Here is a 24,881-nt window from a genome sequence, read left to right as displayed (position 1 = left end):
GCGGAAACGCGGGGGCCGTTCAGGCTGTTGCGCTGAGATTGAAAATCAACCAAGACAAAACCCGCACATGATAACCGCCCGCCTCACGAATGAGACGGGCGGTATGAAGGGGGACTACGCTAGGCGTCTAAACGCTAAACGCTAGGCGGAACGCTTGGCCTCGAGCTTGGCCTGAGCGGCAGCCAGGCGCGCGAGGGGCACGCGATAGGGCGAGCAGGACACGTAGTCCACGTCGGCCACGTTAAACAGGCCCTTGATCGACTTGGGGTCGCCGCCGTGCTCGCCGCACACGCCAAAGTGCATGCCGGGGTTGGTGGCACGACCCTTCTCGACGGCCATGCGCACGAGCTCCAGCACCGCCGAGTCGATGGTCTCGAAGGGATTCTCCTTCAAGATCTTCTTGTGCAGGTACAGCGGAATGAACTTGGCCTCGGCATCGTCGCGCGAGAAGCCAAAGGTCGTCTGGGTGAGGTCGTTGGTGCCAAAGCAGAAGAAATCGGCGTGACGGGCGATCTCGTCGGCGACCATACAGGCGCGCGGCAGCTCGAGCATCGTGCCCACGGGAATGTTGAGCTCGACACCTTCCTCGGCGGAAACCTCGGCGATCACGCGCTCAATGACCTCGCGGGTCTGGACATGCTCTGCCGTGATGGAAACGAGCGGAACCATGATCTCGGGGCGCGGGTCGACGCCCTCCTTGATAAGGCGAGCAGCAGCCGTGGCGACGGCGCGAACCTGCATGAGCGGCAGATCGCCAAAGACGATGGAAAGGCGCACACCACGCAGACCGAGCATCGGGTTGGACTCGACCATGCCGTCGATACGACGCAGGCGGGCACGCAGGGCGGCAAGCTCTTCCTCGCTGGCGCCAGCGGCTTCCTTCTTGGTGATGGCGACCTCGAGCTCGCGAGGATCATCCAGGAACTCATGCAGCGGCGGATCGAGCAGGCGGACGACCACATCGCGACCGGACATGGTCTTGAACATGGCCAGGAAGTCCTCGGTCTGAACCTTGAGCAGATCGGCCAGGGCCTGCTGCTTCACGGCCTCTTCGTCAGACAGGATAAAGCTCTGGATGATGTTCTTGCGGTCGCCCAGGAACATGTGCTCGGTGCGGCACAGACCGATGGCCTCGGCGCCAAACTCGAGCGCGAGCGCAGCATCCTCGGGGTTGTCGGCGTTGACGCGCACGTGGTTGGCGTGACCGTCGGTCTCGTCCAGACGGATCTCGTCGGCCCAGGACAGGATGGTGTCCAGGTCGCCGGTGAGCTCGGCCGAAACCAGATCAACGGCGCCGTCGACGACGATACCCTGGGTGCCGTCGATGGAGATGACATCGCCCTCATGCAGCACGCGGTCACTGCCCTCGATGTGCACGACCTTCTCGGCGGCGTCGATATGGAAGCGCTCGACGCCGCAGACGCAGGGCGTACCCATACCGCGGGCGATAACGGCGGCATGGCTCGTCTTGCCACCGTGGCTGGTCAGGATGCCCTCGGCGGCAACCATACCCTTCAGGTCGTCGGGGTTGGTCTCCCAGCGAACCAGAATGACCTTGTGGCCCTCGGCGGAACGCGCGACGGCGTCATCACTCGAGAACACGACCTCGCCCACGGCGGCACCGGGGCTGGCGTTAAGGCCGCTGGCCAGGGCCTCGTACTTCTTGGAGGCGTCGAACTGCGGGTGCAGGAGCTGGTCAAGCTGTGCGGGGTCGATGCGGCTCACGGCCTCCTCGCGGGTGATCAGGCCCTCCTCGACCATCTCGATGGCGATACGCAGGGCGGCGGTGGCGGTACGCTTGCCCACGCGGGTCTGGAGCATCCAGAGCTTGCCCTGCTCGATGGTGAACTCGATATCGCACATGTCGCGGTAATGATCCTCGAGCGTCAGGAACACGCGCTCGAGCTCCTCGCCTGCGGACTCGAGGCCCGGGGTAGTCTTGAGGTCGGCGATGGGCTCGGTGTTGCGGATGCCGGCGACGACGTCCTCGCCCTGGGCGTTGACCAAGAAGTCGCCGTAGAACTCCTTGGTGCCGTCGGCCGGGTTGCGCGTAAAGGCGACGCCGGTCGCGGAAGTTTCGCCCTTGTTGCCAAAGGCCATGGCCTGGACGTTGACGGCGGTGCCGAGCTCGTCGGAAATGCCATGCTGCTTGCGGTAGATGCAGGCGCGCTCATTCATCCAGCTGCCAAAGACGGCCTGGATGGCAAGGCGCAACTGGAGCTCCGGGTCGTGCGGGAAGACAGGCTTGCCGTCGGCGACCTCGAGCTCGGGGTACAGGGCGGCATCAACGTTCTCGGAGAAGATGCCCTTGAAGGTCTCGACGAGCTCCTGCAGGTCCTCGGCCGAAAGCTCGGAATCGACGCGAACGCCGGCGACCAGGCGTGCCTGGGTCAGAGCGTTCTCGAACAGGTCGGCGTCGACGCCCATAACGACGTTGGAGAACATCTGGATAAAGCGGCGGTAGCTATCCCAGGCAAAACGCGGGTTTTGCGTCTGGGCGATAAGGCCCTGGACGGAATCGTCATTGAGGCCCAGGTTGAGGACCGTGTCCATCATACCGGGCATGGAGAACGGAGCGCCCGAGCGAACCGACACGAGCAGTGGGTCGGAGGCGTCACCGAGCTTCTTGCCGCAGCGCGCCTCGAGGTCGGCCTCGGCGGCAACGATCTCGTCGAGTGCGCCCTCGGGCCACACGTTGCCGGCACCGGAGTACTCGACGCAGGTCTGGCAGGTAATGGTAAAGCCACCGGGAACCGGCAGGCCTATGCGGCTCATCTCGGCAAGGTTAGCGCCCTTGCCGCCAAGCACGAAGTTCATGGATTTGTCGCCCTCAGTGACACAGGTGCCCTGGGCGTCGGTTCCAAAACGGTAAACCCTCTTGCAATCGCTCACGATACTTCCCCTTCCATGCGCTTACGCGCACGACCGTGGTAACGAATCGACCCGCCGGATGCGGGCCGTGAGGGAACTATACGGCGGGTTTTGGACAGGCTTGAGCAGAGGGTGCGCGGTTTGGTAAACGTGCTAAAACCGGCGGTAAACGGTAGGTAAAGGTGGTTACCTTATGAAGATACCACTACAAGGGAAATGCAGGTAGGATGCGATGTTTTTGCTAAATCGCTTTACCAATATCGTGCATTATTTTTAGGTAGTCTTTTAGAGACGGGCATTTTTAGCTACCCCAATAAGCTAGCTTTGCTGGGCTCGGCGGGCGGCACGGCGGGCTCTTGCCTCTTGAATCTCTTCGAGGTGAGCAATGATCTCGGCAGCGCTTTCCTCGATGGCTTTGCCGTCGGTACGCACTACAAAGCAGCCTAAGCGCTTCATGAGCGCGCGGGCTTCCGCAAGCTCACTACGCACGCTCTCGGGCTCGGCATAGGAGCCGGCAACGGCACGGGCGTAGTCATCGCCCAAGCGGCTATCGCGAATTTCGGAAATCACATCGACGGTCGAAATCAGGCCGAACAGGCGCATCGGGTCGACCTCGTAAATCGACTTGGGCGGCTCCATGCCATGCGCCAACGGGACATTGGCGACCTTGTAGCCCTGATAGGCTAAATACATCGACAGCGGCGTCTTGGATGTACGCGACACACCCAGCAGCACGATATCGGCACCCGACAGATCGTCGCAACCACGACCGTCATCGTGCTCAACGAAATACTCCATGGCCTCGATACGATGGAAATAGCGGTCATCGGTCTTGTGAATCACGCCCGCAACGCCCTTGGGCGGCACACCGATGAGCGACGACAGCACGGCAAGCGTCGGGCCGATCAGGTCGACCGAACGGATATGCAGCATACCCAGGTAATCGAGCACGCGGGCGCGAAGCGCCGGATCGACAATGGTGTGGAACACGGCGATATCGCGATGGTCCGCATCGACGCGCGGCCCCACAAATGACTTGACCTGCTCCACAGAGGTCACCTTAGGCAGACGCAAAACGCGAAAAGCCCCTTCATCAAATTGCCCGGACGCCGCAAGCACCACCTCACAAGCGGTATCACCGAGCGAGTCGGAGATAACGATAACGGTGGGACGAGCGGTGACCGGGCAATCCATGCGGGGCTCCTTTTGCGCTTATGCGAAGGCTGGCTTACTTTTTGCGGGCAAGCTCACCGATGTTGGCGATGCCGGAGAAAACGGCCTCGAAGCGGTTGAGCAGCTTAAGGCGATTATCGCGAAGCTGCTCGTCCTTGTCCATGACCATGACCTCATCGAAGAAACGGTCGATGGGCGCGCGCAGGGCGGCGAGGGCGGCAAATGCGGCCGGGTAGTCCTCGGCAGCAAGGGCGGCATCGACAGCGGTCTGAGCGGCCTCGGAGGCGTCGGCGAGCGCGAGCTCGGCCTCGCCCATCAGGCTGCGGTCATACTCCGCACCCAGCTCGGGCTTGGAGATATGCGCGGCGCGGGCATAGGCGGTCGCCAGGTTGTCGAACGTCTCAGCGTCGTTCTTGCGGGCCTCGTCGAGGGCGGCGCAGCGGGCGAAGAAGACGGACGGGGCGATGATGTGCACCGCGGAGACGGCGGCGACGGTATCGGCCGGGATCTTTTCGTCGCGGGCCATGCTCACCAGGCGGCCGTGGAAGAAGTCGCGAACCTGCTGGGCGACCTCGGCGGCGTCGAACTCAATGCCCTGCTCACTGTAGAGTTCGAGGGCAAAGTCGATGAGCGACGTGGGGTCGATCGGCAGACGGTCGCGCAGGATGTTGATGATGCCGATAGCGGCACGACGCAGCGCGTAGGGGTCGGAGGAGCCGGTCGGGGGCTCGCCGATGGCAAAGATACCGGCGATGGTATCGAGCTTGTCGGCGCAGGCCACGATGCAGCCAGCGGTGCCCTCGGGCAGCTCGTCACCGGCAAAGCGGGGACGATAATGATCGCGAATGGCGTGGGCGACCTCGTCGTTCTCCCCCATCGCGGTGGCGTAGTAACCGCCCATCACGCCCTGCTGGCTCGTGAACTCGACGACGGCGTTGGACACCAGGTCGGCCTTGCACAGGTGCGCGGCGCGAGCGGCGTCGGCGGCAAGATGGGCGCCCAGATGAGCCTCGCGGGCAATAGCGAGCGCGAGCTGCTCGATGCGCTCGGACTTGGCGAGCACGCTGCCGAGCTTCTCCTGGAAGGCAACCTTGGCCAGGCGCTCGCGGAACTCGTCGAGGGAGATCTTCAGGTCCTCCTCGTAGAAGAACTTAGCGTCGTCCAGACGGGCGCGCACGACGCGCTCGTTGCCGTCGATCACGCGCTCGGCATTCTCGGGCTTGCTGTTGGAGACGACCACGAACTCACGCGTGAGCTTGCCCTCGCCGTCATAGATCGGGAAGTAGCGCTGGTTGGTGAGCATGGACTCGCAGATGATCTCGTGCGGGACCTTGAGGAACTCCTCGTCGAAGGTACCGACGAGCACCGTCGGCCACTCGCAAAGGTTGATGACCTCCTCAAAGACCTTCTTGGGCGTATCGACATGGCAGCCGGGACGGGCAGCCTCGACCTCGGCGATACCAGCGAGAATCGCCTCGCGACGGCGCTCAGCAGAAAGCACGCCGGCGTCCTCGAGTACCTGCTCGTAGGCGGCGGGGCTGGCGACAACGTGGTCACCGGGGCCGAGCACGCGATGGCCGCGCGTGGTGTTGCCGCTCGTCACGTCGGCAAACGACACGGGCACAACATCCTCGCCCAGAAGGCAGCAAATCCAGCGGACCGGACGCACGAACGTCGCGTGCTCGTGGCCCCAGCGCTGGGAGCGGTAGTTGGGCCACTGCAGGCCGGCAATGGTCTTCTCGCACAGGGCCGTCAGGATCGGGGTTGCCGGTGCGGAGGGAATGTTCTTCTCGGCAAAGACATACTCGCGACCGTCGGTATCCTCACGACGGACCAGGTCCTCGGCAGCCACACCGCACTTGCGGGCGAAGCCCTGGGCGGCCTTGGTGGCGTTGCCGTCGGCATCAAAGGCAATGTTTGCCGCGGGGCCGCGCTTGACCTCGTGAACCTCATCGGTCGCAGTGGCGACGTTGGCCACGAGCGCAGCCAGACGACGCGGACTCGAGATCACGCGGACCTCGCCATGGGCCAGACCGGCCTCGTCGAGGCCCTTGGCGATCATGGTGCCAAGCTGCTTGACAGCATTGTTCAGCGGTGCGGAGGGCATTTCCTCCGTACCGATCTCAAACAGGAAATCCTTAGCGTCTGCCATGGCTTACGCCACCTCGCCTTCCTGGTCGGCATTCTCGTTGACTCCGGCGACCTCGGCCATGTAGGCCTCGCAGCACGCCTTGGCGACGGCGCGGACGCGCAGGATGTAGTTGGCACGCTCGACCGCGGACAGGGCGCCACGGGCATCGAGCAGGTTGAAGGCATGGCTGCACTTCATGACGCAGTCGTACGCCGGCAGCGGCAGTTTGCGCTCCAGGCAGGAATGGCACTCGGCCTCGTAGTCGTCAAACTTCTGACGCATCATCTCGACGTTGGCGACCTCAAAGTTATAGGCACTGAACTCGCGCTCGTTCTCGAGGAACACGTCGCCGTAGGTCATGGGCGTGCCATCGGGCAGGTAGCTCCACACCAGATCGTAGACCGAGTTGACGCCCTGGGCGTACATGGCGATACGCTCCAGGCCATAGGTAATCTCGACGGGCACGGGGTCGACCTCGATACCGCCCACCTGCTGGAAGTACGTAAACTGCGTGACCTCCATGCCGTTGAGCCAGACCTCCCAGCCAAGGCCCCAGGCGCCCAGGGTCGGGCTCTCCCAGTCGTCCTCGACAAAGCGGACGTCATGGTCGTTGGGGTCCAGGCCAATGGCGGCCAGCGAACCCAGGTAGAGCTCCTGGGCGTTGACCGGCGACGGCTTGATGAGCACCTGGAACTGATAGTAGTGCTGCATGCGGTTAGGGTTCTCGCCGTAGCGGCCGTCGGCGGGACGGCGGCAAGGCTGCGCATAGCAGGTGCGCCACTCGGCGGGACCGAGCGAGCGCAGCGTGGTCGCGGTATGGAAGGTACCGGCACCGACCTCGGAGTCATAGGGCTGCATAATGACGCAGCCCTGCTCGCCCCAGTACTGCTGGAGGCGCAGGATGATGTCTTGGAAGGAAAGCGATGAAGCGTTCATGCCTCTAATATCCCCTCGTCGAAACGATTACACGGTTAGGTACTGTACTATAGCGGTTTTTAGTCGATAGCGCCGATGCGGTTGAGCGGCCAGTAGCGCACAAGCGCCACAGCGATCAAATCAGAGCGATCGACGGGACCAAAGTAGCGCGAGTCGGCAGAGTTTTCGCGGTTGTCGCCCATCACCCACACGCACCCGTCGGGAACGGTGTAGGGATAACTCACCTGGGCGCCAGGCGCTTGGACCGAAAGCGGCCAGCTCATGCCCGTCGTATAGTCCTCGTCGAGCGCCTGGCCGTCAACGACGACCTTGCCGTCCTGAAGGTCGACCGTCTGGCCGGCCGTGGCGATGACGCGCTTTACCAGCACGTCATGCTCGGATGTGGCATCGGGGTTGTGAAACACCACGATATCGCCCTGTTTGACGGGCTGTCCGAGTTCGAGCGTCACCTTCTGCGCCAGAATCTGATCGCCGATCTCGATCGTGTCCTCCATGGAACCGGTGGGCACTACAAAGGGCTCGACCACAAACGAGCGAATCAAGAAGGTGGCGACCAGTGCGATCGCGATGACCGCGATCCACTCAAAAGCGCCCCTCAACGCGGAATGTTGCGTAGGAACCATACTCACTCCTCGCTCTGCGAATACGAAGCGTCAAGGATCACCTGCGCGTAAGCGCGCTCCTCGGGCGTGAGCCGCGCCGTCTCGATCAAGTCCGGACGCCAGCGGCAGGTGCGCTCGATGGCGTTCTTGCGACGCCAGGCATCGACCTTGGCGTGATCGCCGCTCACAAGCACCGGAGGCACGCCCTCGCCGTTGAACTCGGCGGGACGGGTGTACTGCGCGTACTCGAGCAGGCCTCCGTCCTCGGCGGTCGAGAACGACTCGTCGACGTTGCTCATCTCATCACCAAGGGCGCCGGGGATCAGGCGTACGACGGCATCGGCAACGACCATAGCGGGAAGCTCGCCGCCCGTGAGCACGTAATCGCCGATCGACAGGCGCTCGTCGGCATACGCATAGGCACGCTCGTCGACACCTTCGTAACGGCTGCACACAAACAGCAGGCGCTCGCTTTTGAGCAGGCGCTCGGCCACATGCTGCGTAAAAGGCTCGCCGCACGGGGTGAAGAACACCACCGTCGGCTTGGGGCCCTCCGCGCTAATGGCCTCGATGGCCTCGGCGATAGGCTCGACCTTCATGAGCATGCCCTGCCCGCCGCCGTACGGCTCGTCGTCGACGGTACGATGGCGGTCGTGCGTCCAGTCGCGCAGGTTATACGCCTTAAAATCAAAAAGGCCGGCCTTGCGGGCGCGGCCCAAAATCGATGTGGACATGACGGGCTCAAACATCTCGGGAAAGACCGAAAGGGTCTCAATCAGCATGTTGTCCTCCCTACTTGTCCATATCGATCAGGCCGTCCATAACGTGGACGGAAATTGTTCCTGTGTCGGGAAGATCGAGCACAACCTGCTCGATCACGGGAATCAGTACCTCGCCGTACCGATCGCCCTCGACAACCCAAACATCGTTAGCGGGCGTCGACATGATCTCGACGATCGTACCGAGTGAACCGAAGCGCTCGTCGACCACCTCGCGACCCATCAGGTCGGAATAGGCGGCGTCGAGTGAATCGAGCTCAAAATCGTCACGATTTGCCAACACATAGCATCCCGTGATGCCCTCGGCGGCCGTCAAGTCGTCAATGCCCTCAAACGAGACCAGATCGCCATCGCCCGTATCGGTGACGGACACGACCGTGCAAAAGCGGTCGCGCTTGAGCGCCGGCGGCGTCAGGGCGACGCGCATACCCGGCTCTAATACAGAAGGAAGCCCCCGCAGCGGCTGCGCGAGGACCTCCCCCTTCCTTCCGTGCGGCTTGACCACACGGGCGATGTTTTTGTACTGGGACCTCAAGGTCCTAGCCCAGAACCTCTACCTCGACACCAGTGTCGAGGCGAGCGGCCAGTGCACGGGCGAGCGTGCGAATGGCCTTGATGGTACGGCCACGACGGCCGATGACCTTAGCGACGTCATCCTCGGCGACCGAAACCTCGATCGTAGAGGCGTCGTCAGCATCGATGACCTCAAGGCTCACGGAATCCGGGTCGTCGACGATCTGAACAACGAGATATTCGACGAGATCGGCGATGCGATCTGAGAGCATTGCCTCACCCTCGAGCTGTGCAGCGTCAACCTCAGGCACGATTTACTCCTCGGCGCCCTCAGCGGCCTCAGCGGCAGCCTTAGCGGCCTCGGCCTCTTTGGCGAGCTGCTTCTTGGACTTCTTGACGACGGTCTCGGTCTTCTCGCCCTCGTTGGCGGCCTTGACCAGAGCGGCGACGGCGTCGGTGAGCTGAGCGCCCTTGGACTGCCAGTCGGCGATCTTCTCGAGGTCGAGGTTGATGGTCTTGGGGGCGGTCATCGGGTTGTAGCGGCCAACCTCCTCGATGATACGACCGTCACGCGGGGCGCGGGAATCGGCGACGACGACACGGTAGTACGGACGCTTCTTAGCGCCGTGACGAGCAAGGCGAATCTTGACTGCCAAAGGAAACTCCTCCAACCAAGCAGCTTTAGGCTGCAACTACAAACAAACAGTTGAACATAATACGCCATCGACGCGGGCAGGTGAAGTCCGTGAGACCAACTTCTTCGGTGTAGTCGAAGGCAAATCCATATCTTAGACAAGAATTCGCGATTTGCAAGCACATCCACGCACCCCACATGAGCTGCGCGGTATACTCATGCCATGAAAAGACGCGAACATACATACGGTTATGAAGATGCTGCGGGCGTCACGCCGCCGCCCTGGACGGGGCCGGCGGTGGGCCTCATGGATCTCGATGCGTTTTTTGCGAGCGTGGAAATGCTCGACCATCCCGAGTGGCGCGGCAAGCCACTCATCGTGGGTGGCGATGCCGATTCCCGCGGCGTTGTGTCCACCTGCTCATACGAGGCGCGTCGCTTTGGCGTGCACTCCGCCATGCCCTCGGCCGAGGCACGGCGCCTCTGTCCGCAGGCCATTTGGACGCATGGGCACTTTGATCGCTACCGCGAGGTGAGCGCGCAGGTCATGGCGATTCTTGCCGAAGAGACGCCGCGCGTTGAGCGCGTATCCATCGACGAAGCCTTTATCGATATCACACCGGGTCGTTTTGCGCCCGAGGACCCGCTGCTGGTTGCACGGCGCATAAGCGACCGCGTGGCAGCGCTGGGAGTGACCTGTTCCATTGGCGTGGGCTGCAACAAGACGGTCGCAAAGATCGCAAGCGAGCGGGATAAGCCGTTTGGGCTGACCATCGTGCGCCCCGGAACCGAGCAGCGCTTTTTGGCCGCGCTGCCGGTATCTGCCATGAGCGGCATCGGGCGCTCGGCCGAGGAGCGACTGCGCCGCATGCGCATCTACACGCTCGGCGAGCTGTCACGCGCGCCGGAATCCACGCTAGCTGCAATTTTTGGCGTCAACGGCGAACGCATGCGCCAGCGTGCGCTGGGGCTCGAAATATCCGAAGTAACAAGCCTCGATGAGGAACGCGAGGTTAAATCCGTGAGCAATGAGCGCACCTTTGCGAAAGATTTGACTGAGCGTGGGGACATCGAAGCGGCGATTGCGCTGTTGGGAGAGTCGGTTGGACGCCGCCTGCGCCGTCAGGGACTGACGGGCGGCACGGTAACGCTCAAGCTTAAGTATTCGTATGGCAGCGGACGCACGGCGCAGCGGCGGCTTCCCCACCCCACCGACGACGAGAATATCTTTGTGGCGGTTGCGCTCGAACTGCTCGACAACATCTGGCAGGAAGGCATGCATGTTCGCTTAGCAGGCATCGGCATGAGCGACTTTGACCATCAGGGCGGCATCCAGACCGACCTGTTCTGCGAAGTCGACGACCGCGGAGCCCAATCAAGCGACCGTCGCGACCTCTCCGTCGCGATCGATGCCGTCCGAGACAAGTTCGGCGACACCGCCCTATCTTTCGGCCGCCAATCCCGCTTCGACGATTAACCGCCTTTGGGCAAAAAGAAAGCCGGGCAGGTGCGGAAAACCGCAACTGCCCGGCGAAATGCGCGAGGCTAGCTAAAAGCCCCATATCAAATGAGCCACTAGAGGAGGTCGAGGGGGAGCTGGGGGGCGTCGCCCCAGAGCTTTTCTAGGCGGTAGAAGTCGCGCGCTTCGGGAGTGAAGACGTGGACGACAACCGAACCATAGTCCATGAGCATCCAGGTCTTCTGCTCGCGGCCCTCGATGGAGAACGGATGCTCGCCGCAAGCCTCGGCGACCTTCTCCTCGATCTCGTCGACGATAGAATCGACCTGGCGGTTGTTGGTACCGGTGGCGAGCACAAAGTAGTCGCACACATCGGAAAGCTCGGTCAGGTCGAGCACCTGAACGTCCTCGCCCTTCTTGTCGTAGGCGGCCTGCGCGGCGGCGCGGGCGACATCCTCGGCGGCGACACCGCTCGCGGACAGCGAGGCGGCGGTGCGGTCGGACGTAGCAACGAAACTCTTGTGCTCCACACCTTCAAGAATCTGTTCGTCAGTCATGGTCTCGTCGGCCATGGAATACCTCTTTCTAGACAGCCCGAGCTAGCGCAGCTGGGCGTAATGGTTGTAAATCGTAATAGCCGTGGGATAAAGATAACGCCCGGTCTGGATCACATAGACCAGACCCTGCGCAAAACAGGAGAAGAACAACTCGTCGAGCGAGGACTTCCCCACCATCTTGCGCAGCGCATGGGCATAATCGCCGTGACGGTTGGGCTCGATGGCATCGGCCACAAAGACCACCATATCGAGCGGCGTCATGTCGCAAGCACCTACGGTGTGACGGTCGACAGCCTGGAAAACGGCCGGCGACAGCTCGGGAAAAAGCTGCGGAAGCTCATAGGCGGCAACAGGGCCATGCAAAAGCGGCGTCGCAGCGGAAGGGGAGCCGGCAACCTTGATGCCATAATGAAGCGCGCGGGCCACGAGCTCGTCATCGGAAAGCACCTTGTCCCAGTCGTGGATCAAGCCGGCGGCAGCAGCATTAAAGCGGTCAACGCCATAGACCTCGGCCAGATGAAGTGCGGTCTCGGCAACACCAAGCGAATGCACATAGCGCTTGCGCTTATCCTTCATGCGAACATCGAGCAACTCTTGAATGCGCTTGAGCAGCGCGCGCTCATCGCCCTCAAACTGATCCTCTACCGACAACATAGACCCCCATCACTCAAAATCTTCTTGGCCCAAATCGGCATATAGCCTGCGTTTGCGAATGTAGCCGAGCACGGACTCGCTCGTAAGATAGCGCACACTCATACCGCGAGCAACACGCTTGCGAATGTTCGTCGAGCTGATCGCCAGCGCCGGAATCTGAATATAGCGCACATCGAACGGCAGCCCAGACTCTTTGATGCGGGCACGCGCCGTATCGATATCAAAGCCCGGTCGCGTCGCCGCAATAAAGGTAGCAAGCTCAGCGATTCGTTCGGCATCATGCCAGGTCACAATATCGATAATCGCGTCGGCGCCCGTAATAAAGTAGAGCTTTACCTGCGGCGGGTAAAAGTCGCGAAGGGCATGAAGCGTATCGGCCGTATAGGTTACGCCCGGACGGTCGATCTCGAACCGGCTCGCCAAAAAGGCCGGGTTCGCGGCGGTGGCGAGAACCGTCATGGCATAACGGTCCTCGGCAGGCGTCACCGGCTTGTCAAGCTTAAAGGCAGGCGTGCCCGCCGGCATAAAGAGCACGGCATCCAAGTCGAGGGACTCGCGAGCCTGCTCAGCGGTCACCAGGTGTCCGTAATGGATGGGATCAAAGGTGCCACCCATAATGCCAAGCCTAAACTCCTGCCCGTCCTCTAGAGGAAGCTCGGGCAGACCGATTCCACCGCGCAGCGACATGGCTTACTCGCCCTCCGGGGTCTCGACATCGTCCGCGAGGTCTGCCACATCGACAACCTCGACGCCCTCATCCGCAGCATCGGCCACGTCAATGGCCTCAACGGCAACGTCCTCGCCAGCATCATCGAGCTCCTCGTACTCCGAGAAGTCCTCGGCGCCCTCAAAGTCAAAGGCACGCTGGCAAATACGGACCTCATCGCCCGCACGGCAACCGGCCTTCTCGAGCGCGTCGTCAACACCCATACGCGCAAACTTATGCTGCAGGTAAATGACGGCTTCCTCGTTTTCCCAGTCGGTCTGGATGACCATGCGCTCAATCGCGCGACCAACCACACGGAAGGCACCGGGCTCTTCCTGGACAATGCGGAACCGCTTCTCACGCTGCAGGCGGCGGCGCTCCCACTCATCGTCGCGCAGAACGACCGGCTCATCGGAGACCGCCAGCTCGGCGCGAAGCTTAGCCACCTGCTCGCCCACGGCAAGCATCAGCGTGTTGAGGCCGGCGCCCGTCACGGCGGACACGGCAAAGAACATATGGCCATCGTCGAGCGCTGCACGCTTAAGGTCGGCAATCTTGTCGGCCGTGCCCGGCGCATCGCACTTGTTGGCGACAACGACCTGCGGACGCTCCGAAAGCTCGGCGCCATACTGCTCGAGCTCGCGGTTGATGATGTGGTAATCCTCAACCGGATCGCGATCCTCAAAACCGCCCGTCATGTCGACGACATGCATAATCAGGGCCGTACGCTCAATGTGGCGCAGGAACTGGTGACCCAGGCCCTTGCCCTCGCTCGCACCCTCGATGAGACCGGGGACATCGGCAACAACGTAAGAATACTCGCCGGCACGCACCATGCCCAGATTGGGCACGAGTGTGGTAAACGGATAGTCAGCGATCTTGGGACGGGCGGCACTCATGCGCGCAATGAGCGAGGACTTACCCACCGAGGGAAAGCCCACGAGCGCGGCATCGGCCATAAGCTTCATCTCGAGCTCAATCCAGTGCTCCTCGGCCGGTTCGCCCAGCTGAGCGAACGCGGGGGCGCGGCGCACCGACGTCACAAAGTGCGTGTTGCCCAGGCCGCCGGCACCACCGGGGGCTACGACCACACGCTCGCCGTCGTGCACCAGGTCGGCAATCTCGAACATCGGGGTCTGCGTCTCGGGATCGAGCTCGCGGACTACGGTGCCCATGGGAACCTTCAAAATCAGGTCCTCGCCGCTCTTACCGTTACGACGGGCACCCTGCCCGTGCGTGCCGCGCTCAGCGCGGAAGTGATGCTTAAAGCGGTAATCGATCAGCGAAGACAGCTGAGCATCGGCCTGGATGACGACATTGCCGCCACGACCGCCGTCGCCGCCATCGGGGCCGCCCTTGGGAACAAATGCCTCGCGCCTAAACGACATGCATCCGGCTCCGCCGTCGCCGCCGCAAACGTTAATGCGGCTGATATCGGTGAACTGTGACAACAGAATCGCCTCCTACAAAAAAGAGGGAGACCCTTGAATCCTAAAACTCAAGTGCCTCCCACATATGTGCTCTATGAAGGGTGAATTACGCGTTCGCGAGCGGGCGTACGCTGACCCTGTGCTTGATACCCTTGTGGAACTCAACGGTACCGTCGACCAGCGCGAACAGCGTGTCGTCCTTGCCACGGCCAACGTTCTCACCCGGGTGGATGTGCGTGCCGTGCTGACGGACGAGAATCGTGCCCGTGGTTACCGTCTGGCCGGCGAAGCGCTTCGTGCCAAGGCGCTGACCGCGGGAGTCACGGCCATTACGGGAGGAACCGAGTCCTTTTTTGTGTGCCATTGTGTATACCTACTCTTTCGTTACGAGTGTAATCTACTCGGCGACGGGAGCCTCGGCAACAGCCTCGGCCTCTGCCTTGACAGCCTTCTTGGCGCGGGACGTAGCCTGGACCTTCACGATCTTCAGCTTGGTGAGCTGCTGACGATGACCCTTCAGACGACGATAGCGCTTACGCTTGTGGAACTTGAAGACCAGCTGCTTCTCGCCCTTGAACTGCTCAACGATCTGAGCGGTAACCTTGGCCTTGGCCAGCTTGTCGGGATCGGTGACGATCTTCTTACCATCGTTGAGGAAGATGACCGGCAGGGTGACCTTGTCGCCCTCATTGCCCTCGATCTTCTCGACGGTGATGACATCGTCGGTGGCGACCTTGTACTGCTTGCCGCCCGTGTTAACGATTGCGTACATGTTTACTTGCCCTTCATGCATCAGTTAGTGCAACAGCCGAATATAGTAGCAGGCGATAATACCCCCGTCAACGAGTATGTGGAGCAAATCCACAAGTTCGCACAGGTATGGGGCTGACGAGTCGGCCCTCGTCGTCCTCGCATGCTTGATTCTGACGCTCGACATCGTAGGAGCAGATGGTCACGAGGTCTTGCATACCGGTGGAAACAATAGGTGCATCCACGCCCGGGGTCAAGCCCTGCAACAAAACATCAGCAGCGGAAAGCAAAATTTCCGGACGCATGGAGCCCTCGTTGTCGGCATGGGTGTCGAGCATGAGCACCAAATGATCCGGGCGCTCCCCCGCCGTGAGCTCATAGCCCACGAGCGTGTGATCCAAATCCACGCGCTTGCTCTTTTTGCCGCGCGCGTAGTCGATGCCATGGTCCGCGCGCAGCGTATCGATCGCACGACACACCTCATCGGCGCTTACGGGCGCCTCGGGATCCAAGTGCAGGTCGATGCGATACGACAGGCGCGTGAGCTGCGCCGTCAACGCCGGCGTGCGCACGTCGATGTACGCTGCCTCGATGGGTGCCAGATCGGCCGGAGACGCCGCAGCCAGGCGCCCAAACGCCTCGTCGAGCGCCACGAACTCGGTCATAAACAGGTCATACCACTCGCAAGTCGACGACGTACCCACCGGTAGCGCCGAAGAGAAGCCCACGCGCATGTGCGGAGAGAAGCCCTGCGTGACGGCATAGGGAAGTCCCGCACGGCGCACGATGCGCTCAATGGTATGGATTACTTCGAGATGGCCCAGGTACTTAAGGCGATCGCGCTTGCCATAGCGAACACGAAGCCTAAAGAGCGTGGGGTTGTCGGTCAGGCGCTCACTCATGCGCGATCACCCATCAATACATTCTTGGCGTGGAGCGTGGGACAGATTCCGCAGCCGGTGCACGACGTGCGGGTGCAGTCGGGAGTCGTGACGCCCTCGAGCGAGCGACGGTACTCGCGCTCGAGGAAGCCGCGCGTGCAGCCGGGGCTCACGTGCTCCCACGGCAGGCGCCAGCCCAACTCGTAGGGCAGGTGCACAAGCTCATTGAGGTCGATGCCGTTTTTGGCAGCAGCCTCCTTCCAGTTATCGAGCGAGAAATGCTCTACCCAGGCGTCAAAACGCGAGCCGGCACGCCAGGCATCGATGATGACGGGCGTCATGTCACGACCGGCGCGGGACAGCGCGGCCTCGATGAGCGAGGTCTCGGCATCGTGGTAATGCACGCGGACGGCACGGTTGCGAACGCTCGTGATAAGCAGCTTCTGGCGACGCTTGACGTCGTCGTAGTCGAGCTGCGGGCACCACTGGAACGGCGTGGCAGCCTTGGGGATAAACACCGAAACCGAGATGGACACCGAGATCGAGCCGCGACGAGCCTTGGGCACCACAGAACGACCGAGCTCCAGCACGTGATCGGCCAGATTGGCGATGGCCACGATGTCCTCGTCGCGCTCGCCGGGAAGGCCCATCATAAAGTAGAGCTTCATGCGGTTCCAGCCGGCCTCGAAGGCCGCCTTGGCCGCACGGTCCAGGTCCTCCTCGGTCACGTTCTTGTTAATGATGTCGCGCATGCGCTGGCTGCCGGCCTCGGGTGCGAACGTCAGGCCGCCCTTCTTTTCGCCGGCGACCGACTCGGCCATATCCACGCCAAACGAATCCAGGCGCTGCGACGGAATAGACACGCGAATACCCGTATCCTCCAGGCGACGGTTGAGCCTGTCAAGCACGTCACGAATGCAGGAGTGGTCGGTCGTGGAGAGCGAGGTCAGCGACACCTCGTCATAGCCGGTCTTTTCCAGACCCTGAATCACCGACGAGACGATCTGGTCGGCCGAACGCTCACGCACCGGGCGATACGTCATGCCGGCCTGGCAAAAACGACAGCCGCGAGCGCAGCCGCGCAGAATCTCGATAGACAGGCGGTCGTGAACCAGCTGCGCATAGGGCACGCACGACTGCGACAGCGGATTCGTGGCGCCGAAATCCTCGACGACGCGTTTGTAGACCACGGTCGGCGCATCCTTGCCCTCGCGCGGCACGGTGTAGCCGTGCGGCGAGCAGGGCTCGTCGTGACGAACCTCATAGAGCGACGGCACGTAGTTGCCGGCAATGGATGCAAGCTGCTCAACAATCTGCGCGCGCGGGACTCCTTCGTCGCGCAGGCGGCGATGCAGCTGGCAGGTCTCGAGCAGCGATTCCTCGCCCTCGCCGATGAGGATGGCATCGAAGAAGGCCGCGTACGGCTCGGGGTTGTACACCGAGGGGCCGCCGGCGATGATGATGGGGTCGTCTTCACCTCGGTCGGCCGCTAACAGCGGAATGCCAGCGAGATCGAGTGCCTCAAGGAAGTTCGTCACCGCCATCTCGTGCGGCACATGCAGGCCGACGATATCAAACGAAGCGACCGGCGCTGCACCCTCGAGCGAGAGCAGCGGAATGCCTGCCTCGCGCATAGCGTCACCCATATCGGGCCACGGCACATAGCCACGCTCGCAGGAGATGCCCTCGGCCTGGTTAAGGATGTTGTAGAGGATGGCGATACCCTGGTTGGGCAGACCAACCTCGTACACATCCGGGTAGATCAGGCAGCAACGGTAGTCGGCATCGGCCTTGGAAAGCGTGCCCCACTCGTGATCGATATAGCGACTCGGCTTTTCGACCTTGGCGAGCAGCGGCTCAATTAAATGAAAGCAGTCTTGATACGGAACGCGCAACGGAAAACCCCTAAGCAGCGAGATCGGATGCGTCTTGATAGGACGCCATAGGACGGGTAGCGCCCGCGACCGTGGTCACCAGATCGCGAACGCGGGAGAACGTGGCAGTGACCACCTCGTTGGCACGGCTGTAGTCGACATCGCGCTCGTAGAGCGAAACAAGCGCACGGCCCATGCCATAGGTGCCCGCGGCAGCAGTGAGCGCCTTAACGGCAAACCCAATATGCGGCGTCTGCTTGACGAGCGCGCGGGTGACCGCGCGGATCACAAGACCGCCGGCAAGCACGCCCGCGACCTCGTAGCCGCGCTCAGGCTTAATGCCGCGTCCAAAGACGGCAGCGAGCTCAAAGAGCATGCCCACCTGCGCCAGCGCCATAACGGGATAATCGGCGCCCGGCAAAAACACCAGCGCACCGGTCGCCATATTGGTGAGCGCGCACGAGGTGATGATACGATTGGCCGCCGCGATGCGCATGAAGGCAAAGTTCGCCGCAAAAGCCGTTTCCTTTTCGGTGCGATCGAGAATCCAGCGGGCAAGCGTCTCGAGCAGATACGTCTTATCGGTTGCCGCCACCACGCCGAGCATGGGCGTGGACTCCTCGATAAACGGCACCTCCACAGCAGACTCGGCAAGCACGCACACGGGCGCGCCGGCGATCACGAGCTCCTGCACGGCACTCTCCAAGCGGTCGGAACCGCACGAGAGCACCAGTACCACATCGGTATCGGTCTTTGGAGCAATTCGCTCCTCCCCCAGACGCTCGACGCGCACAATGCCCGAGGTCGTCTGCGGCACAAAGGCGTCACGCACCGTCTCGGCCAGAAAGCGCGAGGCGGACGAATCCAGATAGACCGAGACGCGCACCGGCGTATCGGAATCCTTCTTAACGGACGCGCCCATCTTAAAAGCGCGGGTCAGCTTATCTACGGGAATATTCATAGCAAACCCCTCCAGCGGTTACGCGGCGCCCGAACGATGCCGCCATATGGATTGTACGATACCCACCGTCAGCAGCTGAATCATCATCGAAGACGAACCGAAGCTAATAAACGGTAGCGGAATACCGGTAATCGGCATCATGCCGATGCACATGCCGATGTTTTCGAAGGTCTGGAACGCCCACATGCCAACGATGCCCACACACGATAGGCGCAAGAACAGCGACTCACACTTAAAGGCGACGCGAATCGTCGAAAAGATCAGCAGCACGTAGAGGCATAGGAGCAAAAAGGAACCGCAAAAGCCAAAGGTCTCGGACAGGAAGGCGAAGACGAAGTCGGTGTGGAACTCAGGCAGAAAGCCGCCGGCCGACTGCGTCGCATGGCCCAAACCCTTACCAAAGAAGCCACCCGAGCCAACGGCGATAAGCGACTGCTGCAGGTTGTAGGCATCGTCCGAATCGGCATTATCGGGGTCGATAAAGACCGTCAGGCGGTTCATCTGATACTGCTTGATGAGCACATCGTGGCCGAGCAACGAATCAAAAACCGAATCGAGCGCCAGGACGAGGGCCACCAGGCCCACGAGCAGGGCCAGGGTCGACAGCACCCATTCGCGGCGCGCACCGCTCATGCAGATGACGATGGCGCCCGAGACCAGCACGACCAGGCCCGAGCCCAGGTCGCCCATGGCGACGACGGCCAAAAACGGGATGGACAGCATGCCGCAGAGCTTAACGTAGTCGCGAACGGTATCGATGCGGCCGTTATACTGCGAGCCAAGCGTGGCGATAAAGAAGATGGTGATAAGCTTGGCAAGCTCAACCGGCTGGAATGTCAAGCCGATACCGGGAATCTTGATCCAGCCCGTCATGCCCAGACCGCCTGTATAGGACAGACCCGGAATCTTGGGTGAGAAGATAACGATCAGGTCGATGACGAGCAACGCTGTCGAGAAATTGGAAATACCGCGCAGGTCGGTACGCCAGACCAGCACCGCCAGCACCGCCCCGATGCCAATTCCCAGAAGATGACGTGAGAACGAAGCATCGGCCTTAAACTGCGAAGCCGACCAGATAATGATGGCACCGTAGGCGACGAGCGCCACTGTAGCCACGAGCACACCGATATGCACCTTTTGGCGAAACGTGCCGCGCGAGGCCGAAAGTTGCTTGTTGACGCGGTCCAGGCTGCTGCGAGAGCCGGTCTTGGTTGAACGGAACAGATCCGCCGGAGAAAAATCCATCGCAACCTCCTATCGAACCGAAGAATCGCCCGAGGCCGAAGAGGTATCGGGCTCGTCATAAATCACGCCGAGCACATCGCGCACGACATGCATCGCGGTATCTGAGCCACCGCCGCCCTGCTCCAGAACAGTAGCGATGACATACTTGGGATCATCGGCCGGCGCATAGGCGCAAAACCACGCGTATTCGTCCTCGCCGCTTTTCTCGCCCGTGCCCGACTTGCCGTATACCTGCGGCGTCAGGGTGCCAAAGTGAGCCGCCAGGGACGTCGATGCCGTGTAAATCACGTCGTGCATGCCGTTGCGAACAAGAGCCAAATCCGAATCGCTGTTGATCTTGGCCTCCAGGCGCTTCTTCTTGCCTTTGCCGTTGTACTTATAGGCATCGCCGTCGCCATCGCGCGACACGGCAGACAAAAACACGTGAGGCACGTACTGCTTACCGCCGTTGGCAAGGCCCATGTAGGCGCATGCCATCTGCAGAGGCGTCACCAGGATGTCGCCCTGGCCGATGGCAATGTTGGTCATATCGCCGGCATTCCACTTGCGGTCCTCGGCAGAGGCGTCGGTAAAGTACGACTCTTTCCACTCGGCATCGGGAATACGGCCCGCGCCCTCACTCGGCAGATCGATACCGCAGGTCTTGCCTAGGCCCCAGCGACGAAAGACCTCCTGCAGGCCCTCGGAATGTTGCTCGTCATAAAAGAAGGCCTTGCCCATGTCGTAGAAGACGGGGTCGCACGAGTTGGCGATACCCGACTGCAGCGTCATGGTGCCGTGTCCAGACGTCAGCCAGCAGCGCTTGCCCCAAGCCTTGCCCAGGCCCGTCCAATAGCCCGTGCAGTTGGTTGTCTGCGTTGAAGTGTAGGTTCCAAACTCAAGACCGGCCAGTGCCGAGAGCGGCTTGATGGTCGAGGCCGACATGTACTGTCCGCTAATGGCGCGGTTGAGCAGCGGGTGCGAACCCTTGTCATCATTGAGCTCGGTCCACACGTCATTTGAGACGCCGCCGATAAAGACGGACGGATCGAACTTGGGCTCGCTCGCCATGCCCAGGATCTCGCCATTGTTGGGATCGAGACACACCACAGCGCCGTTGCCGGCATTGCTGTAGCCAGTGGTCTTGGCAAGCTCGATGGCGCTCGCCAGCGCCGTCTCACAGGCCTGTTGGATCTTAAGGTCGAGCGTGAGCTTAATGTCGGAGCCGGCCTTGGCGGGCACGGCGCCGGCCTGACCGGTCACATTGCCCGAAGCATCGACCTTGACGGTCTGCTCGCCACGAATACCCTGCAGCAGGTTTTCGTAGTAGCTCTCAACACCCGCCTGGCCCACGATATCGCCCGACTGGTACGTAATCTTGCCAGCAGAAGCATCATCATCGCCAGAGGTTTTCTTATTCTGGGCCTCGAGCTGCTCGGAGGTAATGGTGCCGGTATATCCCAAGATATGGCATGCCGTCTCGCCATATGGATACTGGCGCTCGGTACGCTCGGCAATCTTGACGCCCGGGAACTCGCCGGCGTGCTCCTGAATATAGGCAACCGTGGAGCGACGGACGTCCGTCGCGATGGTATGCAGGCTCTGGGCGCCCTCGGAATTGTCCTGAATATTGCGCAGAACCGCCACGTAGGGCATACCGAGCACGTTGGCAAGATGACGAACCAGAACCTCATCCTCGGCAAGGTCGCGATAGGCCACGACAGCAAGTGAGGGACGGTTCTGGACAAGCGCCACGCCATTGCGGTCGAGGATGCGACCGCGCACAGCGGGTGTGGTAACGGTGCGCGTCTGATTGCTATTAGCCTGCTTTTCGTAATAGTCCGACGAGACCATCTGCATGCCCCACAGCTTGACGGCAAGCGCCGCAAACATCGCGCCCACACCCGTGGTGAGGATGGAGAAGCGGCCCTTAAAGGCGGTCGCCGCGGTATTGCCCTCGCCCTCGGTGGCGCGCGGGGCCGTTCCATGCTGCGTATCGTAGGTAAAACGAGAATCGCCGCGACGCATGATGACCAGTGCGACCACGATGGCCACAACCAGCACAATACCGGCGATAATAACCGTCATCTGGGAAGACATCTACGAGCCTCCCCTATTTGAGCTTACGGGTCTTGGGCTTAAAGCGCATGCCCGTCTGGCGTCCGCCACGTGCGGAGAATCCATAACCGGACTGCGGCACGACGCCGGACATCAAAAACGGAATGGCAACCAGACCCGTCAGGATCGAAGACGGCAGCGCATGGCCGAAGATCGCCACGACAAAGCTCGTCTCCAAACCCATAAACAGCAAGATGATGCTGTAGATCACATTAACGACGAACGCGAAGGCGCCCACAGTGATGCCGCGCGCACTCGGGGTACCGCCCGTCTGACCGGCAGCGCTATGCACCAGGGCAAAAGAACCCACGGTCAGCAGGAGCGACATAACGCCCACCGGCACGGCAGCGGAAAGGTCATAGAACAAGCCGCTGCAAAAACCGCACACGACGGCACGGGTCGGGTCGCCCGAGAACACGCTTAGGCACACCAGGATAATCATAAAGTTGACGCGACCGCCCGCAATGGAGATCTGCGGTGCCAGGCCTGCCTGCAGCAGCACGCACACAATGGCGGCGATTACAAACGTACGGGAGCTCATCCCCTGCTCGTGTAGATCCATGGACATGCCCCCTATTCGCTCGAGCCGGAATCGGTCGTCTCGGACGTGTCGGAACTGTCATCCGGGCTCTCGTCCTTCGTCTTGGTCGCAGCATCGCGCGACGTTCCCTGCGGCGTGCTGTTGGCCGTGTTCACGTCCTCATCCAAGGCCGACTGTTCGTCGGTCAGCGAGGTAATGACCAGCACTTCCTCGTTGTTCTCGGCCGTGGTCTGAGCGCGCACCACAATGGTGTAGTACACGTCGTTTGCCGATTTCTCAACCGACGAGACGGTGCCGAGCGGAAGGCCCTTGGGGAACACACCGCCAATGCCCGAGGTCACGATGATGTCGCCAACCTTAACGTCGGAATCGACGCTCACGTACTCAAGACGCAGCGTGCCGTCAGCCTGACCCTGCAGCATGCCCTGGGCGCGCGTGTCCTGCACCATAGCGGACACGCCCGAGTTCTCGTCGCCAATCAGGCGCACGGTGGACGTCTTGGCCGAGACCTCAATAATCTGGCCTATGACACCGGCAGAACTCGTCACAGGCATGTTGATGGTAAGACCGTCGGCAGAACCCTTATCGATGGTGACGGTCGAGGTCCAGGCATCGCCCGAAGCGCCGACGATACGAGCTGCGGTTGATTTGAGGTTGTAGGTCGACTGCAGACCGACCAGACCCTCCAGTCGCTCGGCGGTCTTTTGAGCCTCGGAGAGCTCGGCGACCTTAGAGGTCAGCTCCTCGTTTTGCTTCTTAAGCTCGTCAAGCGTGTCCTGCGACGCCGTAAGGTTAGAGAACACGTTACCGACCGCATTGAAGGGAGCCGCCACAGCCGAGCCCAGAAAACGCACCGGCGAGGTAATCGTCGTCACGCCCGAACGCACGGCATGAATCGGCCCCGTCTCGCCCTCGCGAATGTAAAACGTGAGCAGCAACACCGAAATCAGGCTGAAAACAATCAACGGGCGCATACCCGTTGATTGTCGCTTGGTATTCAGATTTGTGGAGAAACCCGAAGATCGTGCCAAATGGAATCCACCTTTTGGAAATTAAGCATTGGTCTGGACGAAGCCGCCATCAAACGCATTGGCCTCGAGCACGCGGGCACAGCCGTTAACAACGTTATCGAGCGCCGTGGGGCTGACGTTGACCGAAACGCCGGTCTCATCGCGCAGGCGCACGTCGAGACCGCGCAGCAGCGCGCCGCCACCGGTCAGCAAAATGCCGTAGTACATAAGGTCCGAGGCAAGATCGGGAGGCGTAGCGTCGAGTGCGTCCTTGACGGCCTTGGCCATCTCGTCGAGCGGCTTGTTGAGTGCGCGACGAATCTCCTCGCTCTCGATGCGCACGGTCTTGGGCAGACCGGTGATCACGTCGCGGCCGTTGACCTCGACGTCGAGCTCATCCTTGAGCGGCACGGCGGAGCCGACCTTGATCTTGATGTCCTCTGCCGTACGCTCGCCGATGGCCAGGTTGTAGGCATCACGAACGTGCGTGAGGATGGCCTGATCGAACTCGTCGCCGGCAATACGGATGGACTGCGAGACGACGATGCCGCCCATAGCGATAACGGCAACCTCGGTGGTACCGCCACCGATGTCGATGACCATGGAGCCGGTGGGTTCCTCGACGGGCAGGTCGGCGCCGATAGCGGCGGCCATAGGCTCTTCGATCAGATAGGCCTGGCGGGCACCGGCCTGGATCGTGGCCTCAAAGACAGCGCGCTTCTCGACCGACGTGACACCGGAGGGAACGCAGACGACAACACGCGGACGCGGAGTCCACGGATAGCGCTTCTCGGACGCCTTATCGATAAAGTAGCGAAGCATGGCCTCGGTAACATCGAAGTCGGCGATGACGCCGTCCTTCAGGGGACGAACGGCCACGATGTTGCCGGGCGTACGGCCGAGCATGCGCTTTGCCTCGATACCGACCGCCAGGATGCGCTCGTCGTTTTTGTCGATAGCGACAACGGAGGGCTCGCGAATGACGATGCCCTTGCCGCGCACGGAGACAAGCGTATTTGCGGTGCCGAGGTCGATGGCAAGATCGCCCGCATAGCTACCGAAGAACATATCCATCAA

The 24,881-nt window shown here is 61.5% G+C and carries 24 protein-coding genes; 1 reads left to right on the top strand and 23 read right to left on the bottom strand.

Annotated features, from left to right (window positions below):
- Positions 1-141: 141 nt before the first annotated feature.
- From ppdK to rpsP, 9 genes are all read right to left on the bottom strand, one after another.
- A complete protein-coding gene (gene ppdK / locus CHY22_RS08350; RefSeq protein ID WP_089573454.1) occupies positions 142-2,892 on the bottom strand; it encodes a pyruvate, phosphate dikinase in 2,751 nt (916 codons plus the stop codon).
- Between the two features lie 297 nt (positions 2,893-3,189).
- A complete protein-coding gene (locus CHY22_RS08345; protein WP_089573453.1) occupies positions 3,190-4,065 on the bottom strand; it encodes a pyruvate, water dikinase regulatory protein in 876 nt (291 codons plus the stop codon).
- Between the two features lie 34 nt (positions 4,066-4,099).
- On the bottom strand, positions 4,100-6,196 hold the full coding sequence (glyS, locus tag CHY22_RS08340; protein ID WP_089573452.1) for a glycine--tRNA ligase subunit beta: 2,097 nt from the start codon (positions 6,194-6,196) through the stop codon (positions 4,100-4,102).
- 3 nt (positions 6,197-6,199) lie between these two features.
- Positions 6,200-7,111, bottom strand: a complete 912-nt coding sequence (locus CHY22_RS08335; RefSeq protein ID WP_006236091.1) for a glycine--tRNA ligase subunit alpha — start codon at positions 7,109-7,111, stop codon at positions 6,200-6,202.
- 59 nt (positions 7,112-7,170) lie between these two features.
- Entirely contained in the window at positions 7,171-7,734 is a 564-nt protein-coding gene (gene lepB, locus CHY22_RS08330) for a signal peptidase I (RefSeq protein ID WP_089573451.1), read from the bottom strand.
- A gap of 2 nt (positions 7,735-7,736) precedes the next feature.
- Entirely contained in the window at positions 7,737-8,495 is a 759-nt protein-coding gene (trmD, locus tag CHY22_RS08325; protein WP_089573450.1) for a tRNA (guanosine(37)-N1)-methyltransferase TrmD, read from the bottom strand.
- A 10-nt stretch (positions 8,496-8,505) separates the two neighbouring features.
- Positions 8,506-9,027 (bottom strand): ribosome maturation factor RimM, encoded by a 522-nt coding sequence (gene rimM / locus CHY22_RS08320; protein ID WP_089573449.1) that lies wholly within the window; start codon positions 9,025-9,027, stop codon positions 8,506-8,508.
- A 4-nt stretch (positions 9,028-9,031) separates the two neighbouring features.
- Positions 9,032-9,316, bottom strand: a complete 285-nt coding sequence (locus CHY22_RS08315; RefSeq protein WP_089573448.1) for a KH domain-containing protein — start codon at positions 9,314-9,316, stop codon at positions 9,032-9,034.
- Positions 9,317-9,319: 3 nt separating this feature from the next.
- Complete coding sequence (rpsP, locus tag CHY22_RS08310; RefSeq protein WP_022094749.1) at positions 9,320-9,661, bottom strand: 30S ribosomal protein S16; 342 nt, start codon at positions 9,659-9,661, stop codon at positions 9,320-9,322.
- A gap of 201 nt (positions 9,662-9,862) precedes the next feature.
- Here rpsP and dinB point away from each other — a divergent pair, with 201 nt between their 5' ends.
- Positions 9,863-11,116 (top strand): DNA polymerase IV, encoded by a 1,254-nt coding sequence (dinB, locus tag CHY22_RS08305; RefSeq protein WP_089573447.1) that lies wholly within the window; start codon positions 9,863-9,865, stop codon positions 11,114-11,116.
- A 98-nt stretch (positions 11,117-11,214) separates the two neighbouring features.
- Here the strand turns inward: dinB and rsfS are convergent, their stop codons facing one another.
- The 14 genes from rsfS to CHY22_RS08235 form a co-directional block, all read right to left on the bottom strand.
- Positions 11,215-11,670: a ribosome silencing factor gene (gene rsfS / locus CHY22_RS08300; protein WP_006236081.1), complete on the bottom strand. Its 456-nt coding sequence runs from the start codon at positions 11,668-11,670 to the stop codon at positions 11,215-11,217.
- A 27-nt stretch (positions 11,671-11,697) separates the two neighbouring features.
- Positions 11,698-12,309 (bottom strand): bis(5'-nucleosyl)-tetraphosphatase (symmetrical) YqeK, encoded by a 612-nt coding sequence (yqeK, locus tag CHY22_RS08295; protein WP_089573446.1) that lies wholly within the window; start codon positions 12,307-12,309, stop codon positions 11,698-11,700.
- A gap of 9 nt (positions 12,310-12,318) precedes the next feature.
- Positions 12,319-12,996, bottom strand: a complete 678-nt coding sequence (nadD, locus tag CHY22_RS08290; RefSeq protein WP_089573445.1) for a nicotinate-nucleotide adenylyltransferase — start codon at positions 12,994-12,996, stop codon at positions 12,319-12,321.
- 3 nt (positions 12,997-12,999) lie between these two features.
- On the bottom strand, positions 13,000-14,466 hold the full coding sequence (gene obgE, locus CHY22_RS08285; RefSeq protein ID WP_199408773.1) for a GTPase ObgE: 1,467 nt from the start codon (positions 14,464-14,466) through the stop codon (positions 13,000-13,002).
- Between the two features lie 85 nt (positions 14,467-14,551).
- Positions 14,552-14,809: a 50S ribosomal protein L27 gene (gene rpmA / locus CHY22_RS08280; RefSeq protein WP_089573443.1), complete on the bottom strand. Its 258-nt coding sequence runs from the start codon at positions 14,807-14,809 to the stop codon at positions 14,552-14,554.
- A 33-nt stretch (positions 14,810-14,842) separates the two neighbouring features.
- Positions 14,843-15,217 carry a 50S ribosomal protein L21 gene (gene rplU / locus CHY22_RS08275; protein ID WP_035138585.1) on the bottom strand — a complete coding sequence of 125 codons (375 nt, stop codon included), beginning with the start codon at positions 15,215-15,217 and terminating at the stop codon, positions 14,843-14,845.
- A 67-nt stretch (positions 15,218-15,284) separates the two neighbouring features.
- The gene (locus CHY22_RS08270; RefSeq protein WP_089573442.1) at positions 15,285-16,097 is read right to left on the bottom strand and encodes a TIGR03936 family radical SAM-associated protein; all 813 of its coding nucleotides are present in this window, start codon (positions 16,095-16,097) and stop codon (positions 15,285-15,287) included.
- Positions 16,094-17,971 (bottom strand): TIGR03960 family B12-binding radical SAM protein, encoded by a 1,878-nt coding sequence (locus CHY22_RS08265; RefSeq protein ID WP_089573441.1) that lies wholly within the window; start codon positions 17,969-17,971, stop codon positions 16,094-16,096. The genes CHY22_RS08270 and CHY22_RS08265 overlap by 4 nt, the downstream gene beginning before the upstream one ends.
- 10 nt (positions 17,972-17,981) lie before the next feature.
- Entirely contained in the window at positions 17,982-18,911 is a 930-nt protein-coding gene (locus CHY22_RS08260; RefSeq protein WP_089573440.1) for a hypothetical protein, read from the bottom strand.
- 18 nt (positions 18,912-18,929) lie between these two features.
- On the bottom strand, positions 18,930-20,156 hold the full coding sequence (locus CHY22_RS08255; RefSeq protein WP_022094759.1) for an FtsW/RodA/SpoVE family cell cycle protein: 1,227 nt from the start codon (positions 20,154-20,156) through the stop codon (positions 18,930-18,932).
- A 9-nt stretch (positions 20,157-20,165) separates the two neighbouring features.
- Entirely contained in the window at positions 20,166-22,235 is a 2,070-nt protein-coding gene (mrdA, locus tag CHY22_RS08250; RefSeq protein ID WP_089573439.1) for a penicillin-binding protein 2, read from the bottom strand.
- Between the two features lie 13 nt (positions 22,236-22,248).
- Positions 22,249-22,815: a hypothetical protein gene (locus CHY22_RS08245; RefSeq protein ID WP_089573438.1), complete on the bottom strand. Its 567-nt coding sequence runs from the start codon at positions 22,813-22,815 to the stop codon at positions 22,249-22,251.
- Positions 22,816-22,826: 11 nt separating this feature from the next.
- Positions 22,827-23,768 carry a rod shape-determining protein MreC gene (mreC, locus tag CHY22_RS08240; protein ID WP_089573437.1) on the bottom strand — a complete coding sequence of 314 codons (942 nt, stop codon included), beginning with the start codon at positions 23,766-23,768 and terminating at the stop codon, positions 22,827-22,829.
- A 78-nt stretch (positions 23,769-23,846) separates the two neighbouring features.
- A complete protein-coding gene (locus CHY22_RS08235; RefSeq protein ID WP_006236061.1) occupies positions 23,847-24,878 on the bottom strand; it encodes a rod shape-determining protein in 1,032 nt (343 codons plus the stop codon).
- Between the last annotated feature and the right edge of the window lie 3 nt (positions 24,879-24,881).

This window comes from Collinsella sp. TF06-26 (assembly GCF_002232035.1).
Classification (GTDB): Bacteria; Actinomycetota; Coriobacteriia; order Coriobacteriales; family Coriobacteriaceae; genus Collinsella.
Note: the sequence above shows the minus strand (reverse complement) of the source record. Positions and strands in the feature narration are given on the sequence as shown.

Bases quoted from the DNA above. Each gene is read 5' to 3' on its own strand.
- CHY22_RS08345 (WP_089573453.1), bottom strand. From the start codon at position 4,065: ATGGATTGCCCGGTCACCGCTCGTCCCACCGTTATCGTTATCTCCGAC.
- glyS (WP_089573452.1), bottom strand. From the start codon at position 6,196: ATGGCAGACGCTAAGGATTTCCTGTTTGAGATCGGTACGGAGGAAATG.
- CHY22_RS08335 (WP_006236091.1), bottom strand. From the start codon at position 7,111: ATGAACGCTTCATCGCTTTCCTTCCAAGACATCATCCTGCGCCTCCAG.
- lepB (WP_089573451.1), bottom strand. From the start codon at position 7,734: ATGGTTCCTACGCAACATTCCGCGTTGAGGGGCGCTTTTGAGTGGATC.
- trmD (WP_089573450.1), bottom strand. From the start codon at position 8,495: ATGCTGATTGAGACCCTTTCGGTCTTTCCCGAGATGTTTGAGCCCGTC.
- dinB (WP_089573447.1), top strand. From the start codon at position 9,863: ATGAAAAGACGCGAACATACATACGGTTATGAAGATGCTGCGGGCGTC.
- rsfS (WP_006236081.1), bottom strand. From the start codon at position 11,670: ATGGCCGACGAGACCATGACTGACGAACAGATTCTTGAAGGTGTGGAG.
- yqeK (WP_089573446.1), bottom strand. From the start codon at position 12,309: ATGTTGTCGGTAGAGGATCAGTTTGAGGGCGATGAGCGCGCGCTGCTC.
- nadD (WP_089573445.1), bottom strand. From the start codon at position 12,996: ATGTCGCTGCGCGGTGGAATCGGTCTGCCCGAGCTTCCTCTAGAGGAC.
- rpmA (WP_089573443.1), bottom strand. From the start codon at position 14,809: ATGGCACACAAAAAAGGACTCGGTTCCTCCCGTAATGGCCGTGACTCC.
- rplU (WP_035138585.1), bottom strand. From the start codon at position 15,217: ATGTACGCAATCGTTAACACGGGCGGCAAGCAGTACAAGGTCGCCACC.
- CHY22_RS08270 (WP_089573442.1), bottom strand. From the start codon at position 16,097: ATGAGTGAGCGCCTGACCGACAACCCCACGCTCTTTAGGCTTCGTGTT.
- CHY22_RS08260 (WP_089573440.1), bottom strand. From the start codon at position 18,911: ATGAATATTCCCGTAGATAAGCTGACCCGCGCTTTTAAGATGGGCGCG.
- CHY22_RS08255 (WP_022094759.1), bottom strand. From the start codon at position 20,156: ATGGATTTTTCTCCGGCGGATCTGTTCCGTTCAACCAAGACCGGCTCT.
- mrdA (WP_089573439.1), bottom strand. From the start codon at position 22,235: ATGTCTTCCCAGATGACGGTTATTATCGCCGGTATTGTGCTGGTTGTG.
- CHY22_RS08245 (WP_089573438.1), bottom strand. From the start codon at position 22,815: ATGGATCTACACGAGCAGGGGATGAGCTCCCGTACGTTTGTAATCGCC.
- mreC (WP_089573437.1), bottom strand. From the start codon at position 23,768: ATGCGCCCGTTGATTGTTTTCAGCCTGATTTCGGTGTTGCTGCTCACG.
- CHY22_RS08235 (WP_006236061.1), bottom strand. From the start codon at position 24,878: ATGGATATGTTCTTCGGTAGCTATGCGGGCGATCTTGCCATCGACCTC.